Source organism: Botrimarina mediterranea (assembly GCF_007753265.1).
In the GTDB taxonomy this organism is placed as follows: domain Bacteria; phylum Planctomycetota; class Planctomycetia; order Pirellulales; family Lacipirellulaceae; genus Botrimarina; species Botrimarina mediterranea.
The window spans coordinates 4,181,280-4,201,216 of sequence record NZ_CP036349.1 but is presented as its reverse complement, the minus strand read 5'-3'; the positions used below and the strand labels follow the sequence as shown (position 1 = coordinate 4,201,216).

The following is a 19,937-nucleotide window of genomic DNA, read 5'->3' as shown; positions in this document are numbered from 1 at the left end:
ACACCTTGCGGTAGGATTGCATGTCAAGAACTCTCTTTGTCATTGATGATCTAGCGACAGCGGAATTGCATGCCCCGGATGTATGGGAGGGTAAGGTAGGGATGAGCTGCTCTCGAAGCTCTTTCCTTCTGGTTCTGAAAGCATTGTCCGAGTTAGATGAGTTCGTCGCTGTAACGATCTTGCGGGGCGACCGATTAACGGGGTCCCCTGTCCTTGTTGTCAATTCACTTGATGAGGCGCTCGAGTGGGTTGGAGCTGGGAGAGTGGTGTACTGCAGTTGGGGCAACAGTGATGGTTTGAAGCAGCTGGTTGGGCGAGGTGTTACGCCCTATGTATGGTTGCACACGTATCTTGATCGTCACCATCTGGTGGCGCTCGACGCCGGCGACTTGGAAGCAGTTATTGTGCCCTCCGACACTGCGCGGGTTCATGCTCTTCGTCGCCGTTGTGTGCGCCGCGTAGCACGTATGTACAATCCTATACACCCGATATTTATTGAGATCCCTCGGAGAAGCGATGCGTCGTATGCTTCTAAGCGAGTGGTGTTTGCAGGCGCTGTCAACGAGCACAAGGGAGCCCACCGTGTATTGCAGCTTTGGCCGCGCGTGCGTGATTCTGCACCAGGGTCGCAACTCGTTGTCGCTGGTTCTCCCCGTCTCTACGACTCTAACGCTGGGCTTGGGGCGTTTGGCGTCGCCCTTCCGGAATTCGAGGCAAGGTATGTTCAACCCCTCGTTGATCGATACGGCTCACTCGATGAGGCGGGCGTCGAATTTGCCGGTCTGCTGACGCCGTTAGAACTCCGCGAGCTATACTCACATTCGGCATTAGGGCTATGTAACCTGAATTGGTCGACTGACGCAGAGACTTTCGGTTGTGCCGTTGTCGAGATGGTGGCCGCTGGATTGCCGGTAGTAGGCGTCGCCAGAGGCGCATTGCCGGAGACGGCCGGGCAAACTGGTGCAGCAACACTACTCAATAGCCCGGATGAGGCGACTATCGCTCATGCTGTTACGGAATTGCTGAACGATACTCAAGCACTACGCGCGCTGGGTATGCGTGGGCGCGAACAGGCGTTGCGTCTCTACGGCGGTGACACGATAGCGAGTGATTGGCGTAAGCTACTCAACTCTCCGCCAGAGAAGGTCGGCATAGTCGCGGGAAGTTGGCGTAATAAGAATCGTCGACGTGCTGCGGTCGAATCTGTCGCGGGATACTTCGGGCTGGGCAAACTACTCGATCGTATCGAGGACATGCGCAATGGGATTTGATACAGACGAGTGCTGCCATACGACGCTATAACGTGCCGCGTCGCTGTCCCGACTAGAGTGTCTTCTAGTATCACCTTTCCCGTACCCGCCTACCCACTTTGAAGTTACCGCCGCAAGACATCGTTTGCTTCTCACACGACTGGGGCGGAGACCCCTTGTCGAAGAATCACCTCATGCGTCTTGCTGCCGAACGGCACCGTGTGCTGTGGGTCAATTCGATCGGATACCGTGCCCCGAAGGTCAACGCACGCGATATGCGTCGCGTGGCGCAGAAACTTCGCGCCGTAGCGCGAGAGCGGCTCAAACGTGTTGAAGACAACATCTGGACACTAAGTCCGCTCGTGTTGCCTGCATATGGTTCTTCTGCCTTAGGATCGATCAGCCGATACGCTCTCGCTCGTCAGGTCCGCGGAGCGATGCGTCAGCTTGGGTTTGTGGAACCGATCAACTGGGTGTTCAATCCCACTGCTTCGACGGTGGCGGGGCGGCTAGGGGAGAGCCTGCTAGTCTACTATTGCGTCGACGATTACCTCCATATCGAAGGGGTCGATCACGAAGCGGTTGGTCAGTTGGAAGATCAATTATTGACGAGGGCGGATGTGGTCGTTGCTTCCACCGCTGCTCTATGCGAGACGAAGACGAGGGGGGAAAGACGACCTATCCTGATCCCACATGGCGTGCAGTACGATCACTTCCGCACGACGCTCGAGGAAAACCTCACCGTCGCGTCGGAAGTCGCTGACTTACCCGGGCCGGTCTTTGGTTACTTCGGCTTAATGAGTCATGACTGGTTCGATTGCTCGTTGATCGAAGCTATCGCAGACAAGTGGCCGCAAGGATCGGTTGTACTGATCGGCAAATCTACGATGGACCTCGGACGCGTCTCCCGACGTTCCAACGTCCACGTGTTAGGTCAGAAACCCTTCGCCGAGCTTCCGCGCTACTGCAAAGGTTTCGACGCAGCTCTGTTGCCATTCCCACTGACGGAGTTGACACGGGCGGCCAATCCGTTGAAGGTTCGCGAGTACCTCGCAGCAGGATTACCGGTTGTTTCGACTGGCATCCCAGAGGTGGAATCTATTGGCAGCTGCTTTATCGGGGATGGTCCCGAGGGATTCGTCCAAGCGGCGCGGGCGGCGCTGGAGGACTCGACAACGCCTGGAGAGCGGAGCCGCCGCATGTCTGCCCAAAGTTGGAGGGCTCGTTACGAGCAGGTCGAAGCCCTGCTGTCGTCTCATCTGAGGGCGTCTTCCGGAAAGTGATGAACCCATCCCCTCCCGATAAAGGCGCGCCGATCGTATGGATTGCTGAAGACATCCGCGCAAAGGCGGAATGGCTGTACGGATCAAGCACGTTCCGAAACACGGTCAAGGCGACTCTCACCGACGGCAGCCTCGCCATGATCCTCTATCGCTGTATGCAGCAAGCGACCCGCTGGAGGCTATCGCCGGTTGCGATGGTAATCGGGAAGCTTAATAACCTACTGGGCGGGTGTGTCATTGGCAGGCGGGCTGACTTCGGACGACGGTTTGTTTTGATCCATTCTAACGGCGTCGTTATCAACAGCAGTGTTCGTGGCGGAAGTGGCGTTCACATTGAGCACCAGGTAACGATCGGCGCCGAACGCCAGGAGTCACCGATCGTGGGGAGCGGCGTTTTCATCGGCGCTGGGGCCAAGGTGGTCGGCCCCGTGCGTCTCGGCGACGGCGTCAAGGTTGGCGCCAACGCCGTTGTCGTGCGTGACGCGCCCGCAGGTGCAACGGTCGTCGGGGTGCCTGCGCGGCCGTTAGAGCGTTCGGTTGCGGAGTCGAACCATGATTGACGCGATTGCGATAGCCGGCCTTTGGACCAGCGTCGGGTTAATCGGGTTCAGCTACCTAATCTACCCCCTCGTTATCCGTGGGGCCGCTCAACTCCTGGGCCAACCAACCCTTCCTGTGACGTTCAGTGAAGACGCTTGGCCGAGGGTTTCGCTCATTGTGGCTGCTCATAACGAAGAGGCCGTGATTGACCAGCGTATCAAGAACGCCTTGGAGACGGACTACCCGTTCAATCGGTTTGAGATGCTTGTCGGCTCGGATAGCAGCACCGATAGAACGAATGAGATTGTCGCCGATTGCGAGGATTCGCGAGTGCGCCTGTTGGCGTTCGAGGAACGGGGAGGAAAGGCATCGGTTCTTAACCGCGTTTGTCCAGAGGCGACAGGTGAGGTGCTAGTCTTCTCCGACGCAAATACCTATTTCCACCCGGATGCGATCCGTCATCTTGTCGCGATCCTTCTGGCGCCGGGTGTCCTCGGTGTCTGCGGGCGATTGATGCTGGTGGATGACAAGAACACCGCCAATGCCGATGGGGTCTATTGGCGTTATGAGACAAGCATCAAGAAAGCCGAGGGTCAGCTTGGCGCGGTGCTAGGAGCTAACGGCGCCATCTACGCTATTCGCAAGGAGCACTTTGTCCCGCTGCCTAGCAACACGATCATTGATGACCTTGTTGGGCCGTTGATGGCTAAGCTTCGCCACGGTGGCCGTCTCGTGTATGCTCCCAACGCCGTGGCAAATGAAGAGGCGGCCCACGACCTAAGGGCCGAGTTCCGTCGTCGCTGCCGGATCGGGGCTGGCAACTTCCAATCCCTCAAATGGCTATGGCCTGTGCTCAGCCCGACGCGCGGTTGGACCTGCCTCGCATTCTTCTCGCACAAGCTCCTCCGCTGGGTGACTCCCCACTTGATGATCCTGGCGTTCGTGAGCAACCTCTGGCTGGCTTCACGACCTTTCTATGCAGTTCTTTTAATCGTGCAGGTGCTGTTCTATGCGGCGGCGATTGTCGGACCGAGATTCGCCTCACTCGGCAAGTCGTGGGCGGTAATCCGATTGGCCGAAATGTTCGTCGCGATGAATATTGCTCTGCTTGTCGGCTTCTTACGCTGGCTGCGAGGAGACTTGAGTGGAACTTGGCGGCGCACAGCACGACGCGAAGCCACGTCTTCAATCGCACTTGGCGCCACCAATGCGGATGGATAGCAGCGGAGGCAGAGATGATTCTGATTCAAATCACGGAAAAAGGCTAAGACAGGTTGAAGTACTGTTGGTCGTTTGCTGGGCCGATCGCTGCGGTTTTACAAGCAACAATATGCGGTTTGCCAGACGCTATACACCGACGATGACGTCGAATCGGTTCAGCACCTCCCCATCCATTTCTTTCTATGCATCCGGCGTTCTCACCCGTGTTGAATCACCATCGAGGCGATACGCATTCATCGGTGGGGGCTAGAGCTAAAGCGGCAAAGGACACAGAGTTTGATGAGGTTGAAAGGCATTCCGCTGGACGTTATCGCTTCCCTTGCCGCGCCGCGTCGGCGCAGGCTGCCACAGGGGCCGGTCCACGTCTTCATTGCGATTGCCGACCACTACGAGCCAATGGTCGGCGGAGCCCCTTTATCGCAACAGATGGAGCGGGTTGAACGTTGGGTGCGGCAATACCCGGAGAGTCTTGGGGACTTTCGGGATTGCTGGGGACGACCGCCACGCCACACCTTCTTTTATCCGGCCGAAGTCTATGAGCCTGAGCCGGTAGAGCGACTTGCACACCTCTGCAGAGTGGGATACGGGGAGGTCGAGATTCATCTGCACCATGACAACGACACGGCGTCAAACCTCAAAGAGACCTTGTTGCGTTTCGCCGATACCCTGCGTAGTGAGCACGGCCTGCTGCGAGATGGACCCGACGGACGTCCGACCTATGGATTCGTCCACGGAAACTGGGCGCTCGACAACAGCAGGCCAGACGGACGTTGGTGTGGAGTCGATAACGAACTGAAGGTCTTGGTAGAGACAGGGTGCTACGGCGATTTCACTCTGCCGTCGGCGCCCAACCCGACTCAGACACGTATGGTCAATTCGATCTACTACGCGCGGGGCGTGGACGGTTGCCGGAAGAGCCATGACCGTGGTGTGCGTTCTCGAGTGGGCGTGATACCGGCCCCGGAAGACCTGTTGCTGGTGCAAGGGCCGCTTGCTCTCGATTGGTCGCGGCGAAAGTTTGGCCTAGCTCCATCGCTCGAGAATGGCGAGATTCATGGCGGCTTTCCCCCTTCCTGCCGCCGACTGGCGTTGTGGTTGAATGCTTCGGTCACGGTGGAGGGCCGAGAAAACTGGCGCTTTATCAAGCTCCACACCCACGGAGCGAAGGAAAGCAACGCCGACGTCCTTCTTGGCGGCCCGACATGCGATTTTCACCAGACGCTAAGGCGCTTGCACCTAGCAGACGCAGATTTCAACTACTACTACGTAACGACCTGGGAGATGACACAACTCATCCATGCCGCAGAGTGCGGTGTTGAACAGCCACAGTTGGAACTCTTGTCGTAATTACGAGCACCTCGTGACATCGCTGGGTCGATTGGGACCCGCACGCCGATCAGTATTGGGCGTCGCGGCATTTGGGCCGCGAATCATCCGTCACGTTCCCTGACCCCGCAGCAGCGAATTGGTCTGCGTCATTTGACGATGCGGAAACCAAAATTTCCGCATCCACCCGACTGGGTTGATCTGGAAGCGTCGGAAGACTGCGGATCCAGTTGAGTGCTCCATGGGGCGCCCTCGGCGACTAGCGGCATTTGCCGACCCTCCGGCTTGCTCCGTTGGGGGCTTTGCAACCACGAGGCGACCGGCAGAGCAAATCCATGGATTCGCGCCGAGTCTAGCGCCTCGTCAGGCAGCATTTCGGTCTCATCGCCGGAATCCTCGAGACCCTCGGGGCCGACTGGCAAGGTCTCGTATCGGAGCTCATCTGCGCCATCCTCTGGCTCACCCATTCGGGGGTCGGCAATCGGGGGCGGGGTGGTCACCGTCGGGCCGCTCCCGTCGTGGTAGACCGGCGACAAGGGCGCCGGACCGTAGCCCGATGTGGGGCAGCCGCAACGCTCATCGCGCCACACCGACGCGGGCGCCTGCCAATCGCGCCAGCACGTCGGCTTGTGACCGTGATAAGCCTCATCGGGGCCGCAGGGGCAATCGAAGACGGCGTCTTCTCCCCAGCACCAGTGGTGCATCTTCCTGACGTCAGTGGGGCAAGAAAGTTCTTGCGTCCGCTTTCCCCATGGGCCCGTGCTGCACCCGACGCCGCCTGCCAGGGTGATCACGGAGCATGCGACAATAACTAGCCTAGTCACCGCGATTCTCCGGCTTATACGTTGTTCGAACCGTCAGCAATTGCCAGGGGTAGCCGACCACGCATCACTAGAAGCCGCCACCACCGAAGCCGCCGCCGCCGTTTTGGCCTTGGAGGGAGCGGACCGTCGAGTTCCCGAGAAGCGTGACGCCTAGAACTCGTTCCACCGGAGCGATCAACTTGCCGAGTCGGGTGTCGATCGCGATCAGCTTGTCCTCGGAAACAAACAACCGGTCGCCGGGGAGAATCTGGTAGTTGGTCGAGGCGTCCCCTCGCTGGGTGATCGCTAGCCAATCGACAGGCAGGATTTGGTCTCCCCCACACTGGTTTCCACCGGGCCGCGCCACCCACATCCGGGTGCTGGATATCGATTGCAACCCTTGGATCTGGCCGATCGCATCGAGTACGGTTTCGTTGCCTCGGGACGGCAGGATCGCAACCCCGTCGCCAAGCCCCGCGCCTTGGGTTACGACATAAAAGACCTTGCTGTTGTATCCCAGCACATCGACGCTCACCTTCGGCGCTTCTAGATAAGCAGAGAGGTGAGACTCGATAGCGGCCCGTGTCTCATCGATGGTAAGACCGACCACTTTGACACGGCCGTAGGTTCCGAGATTGACCCTGCCATCCGGAGCGACCAAGTGCTCGCCCGCGATCTGTTGCTGGGCGCCGAGTTGGCTGAGCGTCACCCACACCTGTGGGTCTTGGTAGACCTCTCTGAGTCGCGCATCGATCTGGGCCTGGAGAGCCTCTGTCGTCATCCCGGCGGCTTGCACCGCTCCGATCTTGTAACCCAGCTGGATGGTTCCGTTGGGCTGGATCGCGTACTCACCCGTGATTTGCTCTTCTGGCAGCAGCCCCGTCGCGGCGATCGCCACGACGTCGAGCGGCTCCAACAAGTAGGGAGCACGCGGCGTGATACGGATCGCTTCGATCTCGAGCACGTCTGGTGGCTCGACGATGTAATCGGGGTGGACGACCTTCGAGAGCTCTCGTGGGATCGATTCCGGGACGCACGGCTGAGGCCCGTCGTGCTTCTGGCCCGGGTAAACCAAATGGCATCCGGAGCAGACGGCGAGCGCCGCTACCACAAGTGGAGCCAATAAACCGAAGTGTCTTGATCCCATCGTTCGTCCATGAACGGTCTACCTGCCGAAGCATTGAAGCTTGCCAGGCGGAATCCCTAGTTACGCATGCTTGGTACTATCGTCAGTTCCGCTACAATGCTGAAGTAGAAGTCGCATCACAGCCGACATAATCCTCGTAGTGCGTTTAGCGACGGTTTGACGTCAACGGGAGTTGCGATGAAGACGGACCGGATAAATGGGGCGGTTTGGGGACTGTTGACGGCGGGCTTGGTGCTTATGGTGAGTTCAGGCGCGGCGCAGGCCCAGCGTCCGCAGCGGTTTCAGCCGGCTCGGCCAACGGTCAGTCCCTACCTCAATCTGCTGCGCCAGAACAATTCGGCAATCCCGAACTACTACTCGTTGGTGCGTCCCGAGCTACAGCAATTGCAGGTGAATCAGCAGCAGCAAGCCCTGCTCCTGAAACAGAACTCTCAGATCCAGCGTCTGCAAACCAACCTCTTGAAGACCCAAACAGAGGGGCCGGTCTCCGGAACACCCAGTTGGTTCCAAACTCCGGGGTCGCGGTCGACATTTCTCAACACGGGACAGTTCTTCAGCCGCTCGGGCGTAGCTGCGTCTCGGTGACTGCGAGAAATAAGTGAGTCGCCGCCTTTCCAAGGCTGGCCTTGCTGCGCGCGGCGATTGCAGGGCAGAGCGGCGATTGCAGGTAAGTCGAGTGAGTTGAGACGCCGCCCGCCTTCATCGACGCCTAAGCTGGGGCATCGGTTGGCCATCGTCTCGTTGGCGACGTAGGGTTGAAGAGGGCGCCACGATCATCCAGACCGCACCCCCTGCGGCGTCGGTCTGGGCGGAACTGGAGCGGCGTATGAATACTAAGCTGCTGACAGTCGCCGCATTGCTGTTGCTTGGGGGCTGTGGGTTCATCGCATCAATATCGTCGGACGCGACGACGCGCGGACTTGCGGTGCTGGGAGGGCTGGCGACAAGCTTTGTCCTCGGCTTGGGGGTCGGCGAACGCTCCAAGTCGGCCTATTGCCAAGAGTTGATCCGTATCAATAGTCACCTCGGCGAGATTAACGAGGCGCTCAGCGAGACCAACCTCACGTTGATGCGTTCGGCCCGTCGAGGACCCTCTGCTGACCCCGACATCCCCGCGTAGTCCCTTTGCGATCTGGTGCAACCTAGTCGATCACGAGCAGGCATCGATCAGGAGGACCTTCGCCCAACTTGGTCCTAACGCGGTGCAACAACGGACGTGCGGTTTGCCGCTGCCACTTTAGGAGGCTCTAGGAGGCCGTCTGCCGCGTGCTTTGCGGAGGCCTGGGTAAACCCTCAGGTGGTGAATAAAGTCGCGCCTATGGGCCCTCTATGGCGATGTGGGCGCATGTTCATTGTCGCGCCACTTCACCGGACTCGGAATTGCCCCGCCACGCCCTACCGATAGGGGGGTAGGCTCTTCCTGCAAGGGCTTTGCAAGAGACCTGAGAGACCTTAGCTCCCCTCATCGACATCTCGGTTGAGCGACCGTTACTAGGACGCTTATCCCCCATAGGCACTGATTGCCTGCAAGCGCCTATGCAAGCTCGACTAGCTCGCCCTCACGTACGTTACCGCAGTGTTGGACAATCGTTGAATAGAAGGCCTTCTGCTCGGGGCATAGGTGCGAAGGGGAAAGAATGTCCTCAGCGATTCGCTCGCTAAAGAACTGCCGCCAGACCCGTGGATAGTTCACTTTCAGTTCGCGTAAATCCACGCAGAGGGGGACAGCCGGGTTCCCGAGGACCGCTGGATAGTCGCTGAGCTCTCCCTGCCGCTCGAATGCGAGTCGTCGTTCGTAGAGCAGCGCGTGGTTGGGGTGGCAAGCGATCCAGATCTCGTCGACGCCGTGCAGTTCGGCGAACTGGGCCATCAAGCGGCTTAACTCGCAAAACAGGGTGAAGAACCTCTTAGGGCTCAGCCGACGGTCGGCAAGGCAAGTCACCTCAGCAAGCCGCAGCCCACGGTTGCGCCTGCTGGCGATCTCTTGAGGGTAGACGGCTTCCATCGGTAGTCCGAGTTCGCCATCCCGCACAAGCGTGAGGGTGCAAATCACCTCCTCGTGATAGGTGGCGACGAACACCTGAGAGGTGTCCAGTAGCTGGTGCGCCGTTACCCGCATGCCGTACTCGTTCGGGTTGTCGAGCCCAGCGCGGCAGTACGATTTGTAAGCCAGCTCAAACGCTCCGCAGTACTGGTCGTTCGTACGCGCCAGCTGCAGGGAGATGTTCGGGCTGGTGTTCGACGGAAGGCTGTTCGGCCGGGGTGTGGACACGATATTTACCCCTTCCAAGGTTGACGTGGGTCGAGTTCGGGAAGCAGCCCAATCGATCAGCTAGCCAACGGGTGACGTCGGCAGTCGGAGCGCGGATCGTGGCGGGCATAGTGCGTCAGAGACGCCAGCCCTCGTCGGATAAGTCGTGGTGAAAAGGTGGCGGCGCCGCATTTGGCCCCGCACCAGAACCCTAGGTCACAGACGGACCCCAGGTCGACGGACGGGCGGCTAAAGAGTGGATGCCGAGGGCCTAGAATGCCGGATTTGCCGGTCGTACGCAGTGCTGGGTCGCTAGGATTTCGAGTCCTTAGAGCATTCCAGCGGCGTACCGCAAACGCAATTCCGCCAGCACCCGGTTCGTACACGCCTCAAGATAGCGAGCCCTGGCTTCTGCCAGAGACGATCGGGATGCGATCGTCTCTGACGACATCGCCGCTCCCGTCATGCACCGCTGCTGAATCGACCGGTCGAGTTCGAACGCATAATCCAGTCCTGCCGCGGCGGCGCGCTCGGCGCTGATCGCATCGGACCGGCTATTCCACGCCCGTAGCACTTCCACAGCAATCTGTGACTGCAGGTCACGCAGCGCAGCAAGCGTTGCAGCGGCGCGTCCAGACGCCGCCTCTGACTTATGGCGCCGGCTCCCCGCGTCGAAGACGTTCCAATCGACGAAGACCCCCGCCACCCCGATCCCGGGTCGGGTCTGGAAATCGTTATCTTCGAAGGCGTACCCCAGCTCCGCGTTAACCTGCGGATACATTGCGGCACGCCAGCTGTCGGACTCGCGCTTCAAGGAGTCGAAGGTCGCCTGCAACGCCCGAACGTCCGGCCGTACGGCAATCGCCCGTTGCAACATCTGATCCCGCGAAAGGCCCAGTAGAGGCAGGGCTGGGAATGCGGGCCGGCAGTCAAAATTAGGGGGGCGCCCCAGCAGTTGATTGTATTCCGCAAGGGCGGCTGTTGCCGCGTTCTCGGAGGTGTTGGCGCGGTGCTTTGCCTCCTCTAGGGCGACTCGCGCCGCAAGAACATCGGTCTTCGAGGCGCGCTGTTGGGCTGCTCGACCGACCGCGTTGTCGGATTCGGCCTGCGCGGCGACCAGGGCTTGCTCGGCAGCCGCTTGCCAAGCGTCTGCACAGAGGATCGCCATGTAGGCCTCTGCGACCTTCAAACGCAGTTGCATCTCCTCCCACCGCACGCCTGCCGCACCGGCGAGATAGCGGCTCTCGGTGGAGGCGACCGAGTTCTCTATCCGCCCGGCCGTCCATAGTGGAGCCGTCAACTGCGCCGAATAGGTAGCGGCGTTTTGCTGAGCGGAGGGAAACGCAAACACGCCAACTCCCGGTTGAGACCCTCGGAAGCCGGGTTGTGCCGTTCGGGCGAGGTACCCTGTTCGCATCGAGACCGCAGGCCATTGGCCCGAAGCGACCGCTTCGGACTCCTGCCGCAGAGCACCGGCCTCTAAACGCGCGCCATGAAGCGAGGGATTCTGTGATATCGCTATTCCCCACGCTTGGGGCAGCGTTTCCTCCGCCGGGCAAGGTCCGAGCGATACCAGGATCACCAGAATGGCGCGAGTGGCGGCCTTCATGGGGAGCCAGTGCCAGCGCAGGGGGATAGCTGCAGTGGGAGGCGCCTCTCACTACCCATACTATCGACGGTCGGGAGGTTGCCCTCAGACTTCTCCGCCACAACCCTAACGGCTTGCCCAATCCGCAAACGCGGGCCCAAGACGCTAGGTAGGCGGCCCCTAGAGTCGACTTCTGCTACAGCCCTAGTCATGAACCAAGAAGGTTCAAGCCAGCACCTCGATGTCGGCGGCCGTCCACTCGACTTTGCCAGGAGCTAGCCGCGTAACAACTCGGCGATCACCGACGCGGGTCGATGCAATCACCTCGAACGCGACGCGGCAGGTATGGTGGCTGTCGGCCAAGAGACCCTCTAGCAGCCATCCCTTGGCGAGATCGAATTGCAGCCGCAAAACCTGCACGCTATGCCAACGCAGGGTGGCGCCAGCGGGGAGCGGCGCCAACACGTCGATGCATCGGCCAGCCGACGCGGCGTGCTGCGCCGCCTCCAGGACCCCGGCGTAACGCAGCTGGTCGCTCGGCAACGCCCGTACCATAACGCTCGCCTGGAACTGCTCGTACTCCTCCCGTTGCGCGGGCGGGAGGCGAGTGGCGAGAGCCTCAGCAGCCGCTGCCGCTTGCCGCCGTTGGGTAGTCGTTGCGGGCAATGACGTCGCTGCGGCGTGACGCAATAGTGTCAAAAGAGCTTCGGGGTCGGGTAGGCTATCGTCATCGTCGCGGCTGCTGGTGTGTCCCTTTCGTGAGGGATCGAAGCGGATCTCGAGGCCAGCGCTTCGGAGTGCTCGAATGTCGCGGAAAATGGTCCTGCGGCTGACTCCTAACTCCGCTTCCAGATCGCTGACGCGGGCCGAAGGGCGACCTGCGAGGGCCCTTTGCAGGACGATCAAACGATTAATTCGCGATTGCATGGCGAGTTTCTTTGGTGATGCTGGCGTTGTCGGCTACCCCTGTGGCTCTGAGCGTCTTCCCCGCCCGATCGACCCTGAGCCAACCTCTAGTCGCAAGCCGGCCCTGAGGTCCGCCACGTCGCGACGAGAAAGCCAGAAAAAATCTCCGGCGTCGGGGGTTCTTTTCACCCACACACTTGGCCTTGCCGGAGAACTGGGTAAAAACTTCTCATCCACTTCCGCAGGCACGGCCCGTCGATGACCCTTTCTGGTTCCGTCAGCGTCTGGATCGCCGGCCTGCAGTCGGGAGACCTTAGCGCCTTTGAGTCGCTCTGGCTTCGTTACGCCGACGCGCTCTCCGCCGAGGTAGAGCGGCGGCTGCCAGACAGGGCAGGCGTGTACGACGGCGACGACGTGGCCCAGAGCGTCTTCACGGCAATCTGGGCGGCGGCCGAATCGGGCCGGCTGAAGGACGTTCGCAGCCGTGACCAGCTATGGTGGTTCCTCACTGCGGTTGCCAAGCGGAAATTCATCGATCGGTTGCGGCGAGAGACGGCCCAGAAACGCGGCGGCGGCCGGGTGAATGGTGAGTCGGCGCTTGCCCGTATCGACGGGAGCGGCTTCCGGATCGATCAGCTGATCGGTGATGTCCCCAGTCCCGATCTGCTTGCCGAGATGCAGGAGGAATACGCCGCGCTGATGGCGACCTTGGCCGACCCGGTGCTCGTGAAGATCGCCCACTCCCGACTGGTGGGTTACGATGTGCAGGAGATTGGCGAGCGCTTAGGAGTCAGCAAACGAACCGTGGAACGCAAGCTCCGTCTTATCCGGGGCCGGTGGTCCAGCTATCTCGACGCCTACGACCATGCCGCCAAGCCCGCCGATAGCTCCCCCTAACGCCGCCGATCGGGACACGATCGAGGCGCTTTGCGACGAGGGGGAGACGCGGTTGAAGCAAGGCGCTCCGTTCGAACTCGTCGAACTTGTGCGGCGATGCCCAACGCGGCTGCAGGATCGGCTGGCGCCCGAACTGCTCTTTTTGGAGATCGATTACGCCCGTCGCTCTGGCGGGTGTCCCCGGCGTGAGGAGTTTCTCACTCGCTATCCGGGTTACGGCCGGCACGTTGAAGCGGCATTTTGCACTCTGGACCCGGACGAGGGAGGAATCGAGGAAGCGCGAAGGCGTTTCGCAGCCCTTCAGCCTGGCGCCACGTTGTCGCACTATCAGATCGAGCAGCGTATCGGACAGGGGGCCGCGGCCGAAGTATGGAAGGCCAGCGACACCATGACTGGGAGGCGTGTCGCACTCAAGATTCCACGTTGGGCCGATCACTCGATCGATCAGCGGCTGCGGTTCCTGCGCGAAGGCCGCGTCCTTTCTCGGCTCGATCATCCCGGGATCGTAGGGCTCTACGAGATGGGACACGACGGCGTGCTACCGTACCTAGCCATCGAGTATGTCGATGGGGGCGCGCTGCGGGACGCGCTGCGAGCGGGACCGCTGCCGCCAACCCGGGCGGCGGAGCTTTGCCGATCACTGGCCGAGGCGCTCGACCATGCTCATCAGAAGGGCGTGCTGCACCGCGATATCAAGCCGGGCAATATCCTGCTGCGTTATGACGGCGAGCCCGTCCTGACGGATCTCGGATTGGCGAAGGATGGCGCCGAAAGCGGCGACCTCACCGAGCACGGCGACATTCTTGGCACGATCGCCTACATGGCGCCCGAGCAAGCGGCGGGGCGATCGGCGGAAGCGGACGAGCGTTCCGACATCTATGGCGTTGGCGCTGTGCTCTACGAATCCCTCACAGGCCGCCAGCCGGCCCTCCCCAACGCCGGCTCCCGCGCAGGAAACCTAACAGGCATAGGGCTAGACGCGCGGCGGTTACAGCCGGCGGCCCCTAGCGACCTCGCCGCTATCTGTCTTAAGGCGACGCAAACGCTGCCCACCGATCGCTACGCCACTGCCGCCGACCTCGCCGCCGACTTGAGGCGTTACTTGGAAGGCCAGACGGTTCAAGCGCGTCATCCCTCTCGGTGGGCCCTGGGGCTCCGGCGCGCGGTGGAGTCTCGCTGGACGGCAACGGCCGCGATTATCACGGCATCGGCGGTGGTGCTCGCCAACGTGATGGGCCCGGCGCCCGGCGACGCAGCGTTGCGTGACGTGCAGGTCCTTGTGGATCCGCCCACGGCCCGTGTCGCTTTCGTCCCGTTGGGAGATCGCGGCGACTCTCCCGACCCGCGGCAAGCCGTCTTTGGCCGAGGCGAGGGGCGAATCCAGGCGCGGCTCGCCCCGGGACCGTACCTCGTGGTCGCGGTGACGCCAGACGGTGGATTTCACGAAGTCTATCGGGTCGTCCGGGCGATCGACAACGTTATTGGGAGCCCCGGCAAGTATCGGACGAACGCGGCGCTCCCTACAGGTGGAGTTCGGCTCCCGCCGATTCAGGTCCCCTCGGCCGAAGTCTCCGGGGATATGGTCTACGTAGACGGTACGCCCGGCTATGCACCGGGCGGCGCGGAAGGCGCTACCGGCCGATTCGCAATCCCAGCGTACTACATGGATGTTATTGAGCATCGCAACGACGATGGCGGCGCCTGGACCGGTTCGTACTTCATGGCGGTTGATATCGCCGAGCGACTGGGTAAACGGCTGCCAACAGAACTAGAATACGAGTTTGCGGCGACCGCGCGCGGCGCTTCACGATTCCCGTGGGGCGACGCATTTCCCGATGCCGACACAACTTTCGAAGGCAATGTCGCGGCTATCGATCGGCTTGATTTGGAGGGGGTCATCCGCGGGCTCTGTTCGGGCGTCGCTGAATGGACGATGCCTGCCGAGGGGTTGAACCCGGCTCGTCCGCTCGACTTCGCGGTGGTGCGGGGCGGCGACGGCGGGACAATCGAGGGCGACCTCCGTTTTACGGAAGCGTCTCGAGACCCCACCAACCGCAGCGAACTCCCGGACGTCATCGGCAAACGGGGGATCGGCTTTCGTTGCGTGCGGAGCGCGGCGCCGCTCTTCCGCTACGACGAGATACGTTAATGGTTATTCGATAGGGTCGAGCTGAGGGCCTGTCGGTAAGTGCGAGTAGCGGGCGTCGCGCCACCACAGGAAGGCGAATATCGGAATTAGGAGGACGCAAGCCACTTGGTAGACAGTCAGCCCTGCGATGTAGGTCGGCTCAGGCCGGACCGTCTCGGTCGCCATCCGATAAACGGCATAAGTCATGATGTAGAGTTTCAGCAACTGGCCGCGGAACAAGCCTCGACGCTGGAGCGTGATAAGCACGATCGCCATCACGGCGTGGAAAGCAGCTTCGTAGAGTTGGGTTGGGTGACGCGGCAACTGGTCTGCGAGTGGAAAGACAACGCCGCAAGGTGCGTCGGTCGGGACGCCATAGCAGCACCCCGCACGGAAACAGCCCAGCCGACCGATCGCCACGGCAACCGCCACCGCCGGCGCGAAGGAGTCGCCGGTCTTCGTGCGAATCTCCAAGGCCCACTTGGCGAGTTCGACCGCCAAATAGCCGCCGACGAGGCCGGCGAGGATGGTCTTGCCATTGGCAAGCCAAGCCGGCGCCGACCACCACGCCGCGTCGCCCGCCAGCACGAACGGCGCTTTGGAACCGATCATCGCCCCGCAGAACGCGGCGAAGCCGATCGCCAGGCGATCGGTTCTGTCGATCGGCAGCGACCGTTGGCTGCGGTGGAGCACCACCCCGCCGGCTAGCACCGCGGCGGCCATGATGAGCGTATAGACCGGGTCGATCATCGACCTGACCCAAGAGGAACGAGGTCTACGATCGGGGCGATTGGCGGCAAGGGCGCGTGACCTTCCCGGTACAAGACGTTGTAGGCCGAGAAAGGGATCAGATGGCCCGTCGGCAGCGCAAAGGCGACACAAGACTGCATCAACTGCCGCAGGTCAAAGTTGTAGGCGTCCATGAAGCTAGTGATGGTGACTCGGAAGACGTCGCACGGGTCGAGTCGTTCGGAGATAGCTCGTTCGACGAACTCCAGCCCGATCGTCGCCAAGTCAGTATCGGTATTCGGCGTCGTTTCGAGTACGGGCAAGTTCATGCCTAGCGTCGCTGGGGGTGAATCAATGGGATCGCAACCGCTCGTGCCGCAACCACCGGGTCCGCAGCACTGGCGGCTGAGGTACTCCTCGATCAGTTTTTTGGCCCGCGGACGTGTGTACGTGATCCGGCCGGAGAGCAGATCGATGTGCTCACCCAGGTCGATCAGCCTCGCCAGCGGTGTGACGCGGCCGCCCGACCGATAGGCGTAAGCGATGGCGTGGGCGTTGGGATGTGCACACGGCAGCGGTGTGAAGTCGCTTTCGCGGAAGCGGCCTGCGGTCTCTCGCTCCGCGGCGTGGATCACGTCCGGCAGCGTGACGCGCATCTCCAATTCCGCCGGCAAGAAGTGACGGCCCGAGTAAGTCGCCGGCTGGAAGCTGACGCCGGTCACCCACGGCCGTGCGGAAGCGTAATCGATCAACTCACCAACCTCGCCGGCGCCGAAGTTGACGCCCGCCTGCAAGGTTGCGACCAGCGTCATGTTGAGGCCTGCCTCGCCGCACGCCTCGATGGCGGCAAGCTTCGTCTCAAGCAAGTCCTCGCCGCGCAGCCGGCGATAGACCTCGTCCCTGAAGCCATCCATCTGAAGATAGATCTCTAACCGATCGCGCCGTGCGGCAAGTTCTTCGAGCAGCCGTCGATCCTTTGCCAAGCGGACGCCGTTCGTGTTGATCATCAAGATGTCGATCGGCTGATCGCGGGCGTAATCGATAATCGGAAGCAGCGCGGGGTGAATTGTTGGCTCGCCTCCGGAGAGCTGGAGCACCTCGGGGCGTCCTTCCGCCGCGACAAGGGCGTCGATCGCTCGGCGGCACTCCTCGAGCGATAGATGCCTTCCGCCCGGCGCGCTCGAGGCGAAGCACATCGGGCAGGTCAGATTGCAAGAGCTGGTGATCTCGAGCAGCGCTAGACACGTGTGCTGCTCGTGCTCGGTGCACAGACCGCAGTCGTAGGGACACCCCCGACGCGGCCCGACCGCCCTGCGATGCGGCGTCTTGCCGATGTTATTGCCAACGTGCCGATCGAACCACGCCGCGTCGCCCGAAACAAAGTCCTCTCGCACGCCGTGCGTGGGGCATCGCTTGCGAAAGTAAACGCGGCGGTCGCGGCGGAGGATCTTCGCTGGCACGACCTCCAAGCACTCGGGGCAGAGGCTTTGCGTCATGCCGAGGAAGGCGTGATCGCTGGCGCGGAGAGGCTCAGCCATCATTTGCTTCGTCTTCCTGTGGCATTGGTTGATTAGCGAACAGCTTCTTGCGGAGGCGAATCAAGAGATAGACCGTCAAGATCAAGCCGGCGCCAACCCCCACATAGAAGGCCAGCATCGCGCCTGATTTTGGCAGCCCATACATCGCCGCCCCTTCGAACTGCATGACTCCCAGGCAACAGCAGAAGCCGCACAAGAACACTGCCAACGGCGATAGCAACACGAGCAAGACGAAGAGGGCTTTGCGTCCTGGAGGGTCTGTCCTGTTGGGCACGGCCACGTTCCTCACTGGTTCCGATGGTGGCATGGACTGTACTTAGGAACGCCGACTGTAGGTTGCACCGTTGTCCTTTACCGTACGTTCTTCGCTTACAAGCGAGTCGCCGCGCCGTCGTCACGGGTCGCCAAGTTCTTGAGCTCGATGACTTCTAGCGATTCGTGCAACGCCCTAACCGAGCCGTCAAGCATCGCCGCATTGACGATACCGGGGTGCGCCGAGAGCAGCGGGTTGTTGGGCCCTCGGTTGTCGTTGACGCCGGGCAACTCGTAGCGCTTCGTGTTGAGAGGGTAACGCACCGTCGTCACGTTGTAGGCCGGGCTTACTCCTGCATAGTTCGGGGGAGTGCCGGGCGAGCTGGTCCCCGCGGTCCAGCCCATATAGACGGCGCCGTCAATCCGGTGTGGATAGCCCGTGGAGCTATAGGCAAAGTCCGTCTGTTCCGCCACCAGCAGAGTGCGCGAGGCGCCATCGGTCACCTCTCGCCAGCGGACGGCGTGTCCGGGTGGCAGCAATCCACCGCCGCTAATATCGCCATCGACTCTCGGTAGGCAGCAAGCCGAGACGCGGGCTTCAAGGTAGCCCTCAGCGCTCGACGCCCCGGCAACGCCTACGTACGAAGGATTCGTCAGTGGCGATAGCGATCCGTGAAAAGGACTCATGGCTGGGATCGGAGACGAGGGGCAGAGCAGGGGGGGGATTAGCTTCCCTTCCACCACTCGGCGGTTGCGTGAGTGCAGACCAATCTCGCCGCTATGCATCGACCGCCGGTCGTACGCGTCGTAAATGATGGATTCCTCAAGGTAGGGGAGCAGCTCGACGATCCACGATGTTCCCATCGTTCGGTAGGGCGCAGAACTAGCGCCTGCCGGAAGGAAGTCATGGGTCTCTTCGTGCAACCAAAGACCCAACGCGATTTGCCGCAGGTGGTTCTTGCAGGCGGAAGAGCGAGCCGACTCGCGCGACGATTGCAATGCAGGCAACAGGAGAGCCACGAGCACCGCAAGGATTGCGATGACCACCAGCAATTCTACAATCGTAAAGCCCCACGAGGGGTGTCGCTCAGTGGCGCCGTTCATCCCGCATGCTCCCGCAGGCCATCGTCAGGAAGGTCACCGTCAATGCGGCGCCGGTCGGCTCGGGGACGCCGAGCGGCGGCATGCCATAGCGATCTCGCCAGATCGTGTAGTCGGCGGCGTCGACAACCCCGTCGAGGTTGCCATCGGCCGAGGACACGCCGATCGTCCCGTAGTCGGTGCGCCACGCCGTGAAGTCCAGGGCGTCAACCTCGCCGTCTAGGTAGTAGTCGCCTAAGGGGATGACGAAGCGTTCAAGGCTGCCGAAATCAATGAACCCGAACACCAAGTTCTCGCCATCTCGGACGAGGATATTGCCAATCGGGAAGTCGCTCGGCTGAGGGTCGAGCGGTAGGTGGGGGGAGTCGACGTACAGAGAGTTGGCGACGAGCGCCAAGTCCATCGCTGCCGTTTCAACTGGCACTCCGTTGACGCTGACGAGTCGCGTTGGCGACTCGGAAGGACTTACATTCTTTGAGAAGGCAATGACGTCCTCGGTCGTGTCTGGGAACAGCCCTGGCCCGTCGTTCGAAACGCCAGCCAAGTAGTCGTGATAGCGGAGCGAGAGCGGCCCGACTTGCATCACAAAGCCATTGAACATCCGCATTGGGTAGGCGGCGCAATCGTCGCAGTTCGCCATGGGCGCCGGGGTCGATGAGTGCGGCCGGAACACCACGTGGCCCCTCACGGCGTCGTCGGGGCCGATCGAGTGGCCGAAGAGTTCTGCCTCAATGGCAAGGCTGGCCGTGAACCGAAACCCTATGAGCCCTGAGGCGGACGCCGTGCCGATCCCTGAAAACAACACGGCCGTTGCTAAGAGGTAGTTCCAGTGCATGCGATTACTTGAAAGAGGGGGTCGGGCGCTGAGGGCGATCCGCCGCCGCTAGCGATGGCTGGATTGTAACCGGCCGAAGCATTAAGTGGTGCGCGACGCTGCCGCCGGCGGGAGGTGGTCGCCTGCCCGACGAGGAAGCCTC

Annotated in this window: 18 protein-coding genes and 1 pseudogene; 9 read left to right on the top strand and 10 right to left on the bottom strand. The window is 61.4% G+C overall.

Going from position 1 to position 19,937, the window contains the following annotated elements; all coding sequences use genetic code 11:
• The first annotated feature begins 20 nt into the window (after positions 1-20).
• From Spa11_RS16165 to Spa11_RS16145, 5 genes are all read left to right on the top strand, one after another.
• Entirely contained in the window at positions 21-1,271 is a 1,251-nt protein-coding gene (locus Spa11_RS16165; RefSeq protein ID WP_145114113.1) for a glycosyltransferase family 4 protein, read from the top strand.
• 173 nt (positions 1,272-1,444) lie between these two features.
• The gene (locus tag Spa11_RS16160; protein WP_145114111.1) at positions 1,445-2,533 is read left to right on the top strand and encodes a glycosyltransferase; all 1,089 of its coding nucleotides are present in this window, start codon (positions 1,445-1,447) and stop codon (positions 2,531-2,533) included.
• Positions 2,533-3,093 (top strand): serine O-acetyltransferase, encoded by a 561-nt coding sequence (locus Spa11_RS16155; protein WP_145114109.1) that lies wholly within the window; start codon positions 2,533-2,535, stop codon positions 3,091-3,093. Before Spa11_RS16160 ends, Spa11_RS16155 begins: the two co-directional genes overlap by 1 nt.
• Positions 3,086-4,294, top strand: a complete 1,209-nt coding sequence (locus Spa11_RS16150; protein ID WP_145114107.1) for a glycosyltransferase family 2 protein — start codon at positions 3,086-3,088, stop codon at positions 4,292-4,294. Before Spa11_RS16155 ends, Spa11_RS16150 begins: the two co-directional genes overlap by 8 nt.
• Before the next feature lie 276 nt (positions 4,295-4,570).
• The gene (locus Spa11_RS16145) at positions 4,571-5,641 is read left to right on the top strand and encodes a hypothetical protein (protein ID WP_197529447.1); all 1,071 of its coding nucleotides are present in this window, start codon (positions 4,571-4,573) and stop codon (positions 5,639-5,641) included.
• An 870-nt stretch (positions 5,642-6,511) separates the two neighbouring features.
• On the opposite strand, the gene Spa11_RS16140 is transcribed toward Spa11_RS16145, so the two are convergent.
• Positions 6,512-7,570, bottom strand: coding sequence for a polysaccharide biosynthesis/export family protein (locus tag Spa11_RS16140; RefSeq protein ID WP_145114102.1), 1,059 nt, complete (start codon positions 7,568-7,570; stop codon positions 6,512-6,514).
• A 177-nt stretch (positions 7,571-7,747) separates the two neighbouring features.
• Here Spa11_RS16140 and Spa11_RS16135 point away from each other — a divergent pair, with 177 nt between their 5' ends.
• Both Spa11_RS16135 and Spa11_RS16130 read left to right on the top strand, forming a co-directional pair.
• Positions 7,748-8,155: a hypothetical protein gene (locus Spa11_RS16135; RefSeq protein ID WP_145114100.1), complete on the top strand. Its 408-nt coding sequence runs from the start codon at positions 7,748-7,750 to the stop codon at positions 8,153-8,155.
• Positions 8,156-8,396: 241 nt separating this feature from the next.
• Entirely contained in the window at positions 8,397-8,690 is a 294-nt protein-coding gene (locus tag Spa11_RS16130) for a hypothetical protein (RefSeq protein WP_145114098.1), read from the top strand.
• Between the two features lie 414 nt (positions 8,691-9,104).
• Here Spa11_RS16130 and Spa11_RS16125 read toward each other — a convergent pair whose 3' ends face one another.
• From Spa11_RS16125 to Spa11_RS23635, 4 genes and pseudogenes are all read right to left on the bottom strand, one after another.
• Positions 9,105-9,842 (bottom strand): N-acyl amino acid synthase FeeM domain-containing protein, encoded by a 738-nt coding sequence (locus tag Spa11_RS16125; RefSeq protein WP_145114096.1) that lies wholly within the window; start codon positions 9,840-9,842, stop codon positions 9,105-9,107.
• 307 nt (positions 9,843-10,149) lie between these two features.
• Complete coding sequence (locus Spa11_RS16120; RefSeq protein ID WP_145114094.1) at positions 10,150-11,430, bottom strand: TolC family protein; 1,281 nt, start codon at positions 11,428-11,430, stop codon at positions 10,150-10,152.
• A gap of 204 nt (positions 11,431-11,634) precedes the next feature.
• The gene (locus Spa11_RS23310; RefSeq protein ID WP_231932984.1) at positions 11,635-12,075 is read right to left on the bottom strand and encodes a hypothetical protein; all 441 of its coding nucleotides are present in this window, start codon (positions 12,073-12,075) and stop codon (positions 11,635-11,637) included.
• A gap of 96 nt (positions 12,076-12,171) precedes the next feature.
• Positions 12,172-12,336 (bottom strand): annotated as a pseudogene (locus Spa11_RS23635) (HTH domain-containing protein); the annotation flags it as partial.
• A 237-nt stretch (positions 12,337-12,573) separates the two neighbouring features.
• Between Spa11_RS23635 and Spa11_RS16110 the strand changes: the two are divergent.
• The gene (locus Spa11_RS16110; RefSeq protein WP_145114090.1) at positions 12,574-13,212 is read left to right on the top strand and encodes an ECF-type sigma factor; all 639 of its coding nucleotides are present in this window, start codon (positions 12,574-12,576) and stop codon (positions 13,210-13,212) included.
• Positions 13,181-15,361: a bifunctional serine/threonine-protein kinase/formylglycine-generating enzyme family protein gene (locus Spa11_RS16105; protein ID WP_145114088.1), complete on the top strand. Its 2,181-nt coding sequence runs from the start codon at positions 13,181-13,183 to the stop codon at positions 15,359-15,361. Before Spa11_RS16110 ends, Spa11_RS16105 begins: the two co-directional genes overlap by 32 nt.
• A gap of 3 nt (positions 15,362-15,364) precedes the next feature.
• Here Spa11_RS16105 and Spa11_RS16100 read toward each other — a convergent pair whose 3' ends face one another.
• The 5 genes from Spa11_RS16100 to Spa11_RS16080 all read right to left on the bottom strand — a co-directional run bounded on the left by Spa11_RS16100 (position 15,365) and on the right by Spa11_RS16080 (position 19,795).
• Entirely contained in the window at positions 15,365-16,090 is a 726-nt protein-coding gene (locus tag Spa11_RS16100; RefSeq protein ID WP_145114086.1) for a prolipoprotein diacylglyceryl transferase, read from the bottom strand.
• Positions 16,087-17,610, bottom strand: a complete 1,524-nt coding sequence (locus Spa11_RS16095) for a radical SAM protein (RefSeq protein WP_231932982.1) — start codon at positions 17,608-17,610, stop codon at positions 16,087-16,089. Before Spa11_RS16095 ends, Spa11_RS16100 begins: the two co-directional genes overlap by 4 nt.
• Positions 17,600-17,881 (bottom strand): hypothetical protein, encoded by a 282-nt coding sequence (locus Spa11_RS16090; protein ID WP_145114084.1) that lies wholly within the window; start codon positions 17,879-17,881, stop codon positions 17,600-17,602. Before Spa11_RS16090 ends, Spa11_RS16095 begins: the two co-directional genes overlap by 11 nt.
• A 95-nt stretch (positions 17,882-17,976) precedes the next feature.
• Entirely contained in the window at positions 17,977-18,963 is a 987-nt protein-coding gene (locus Spa11_RS16085) for a DUF1559 family PulG-like putative transporter (RefSeq protein WP_145117034.1), read from the bottom strand.
• Positions 18,947-19,795, bottom strand: a complete 849-nt coding sequence (locus Spa11_RS16080) for a hypothetical protein (RefSeq protein WP_145114082.1) — start codon at positions 19,793-19,795, stop codon at positions 18,947-18,949. Before Spa11_RS16080 ends, Spa11_RS16085 begins: the two co-directional genes overlap by 17 nt.
• Positions 19,796-19,937: the final 142 nt, after the last annotated feature.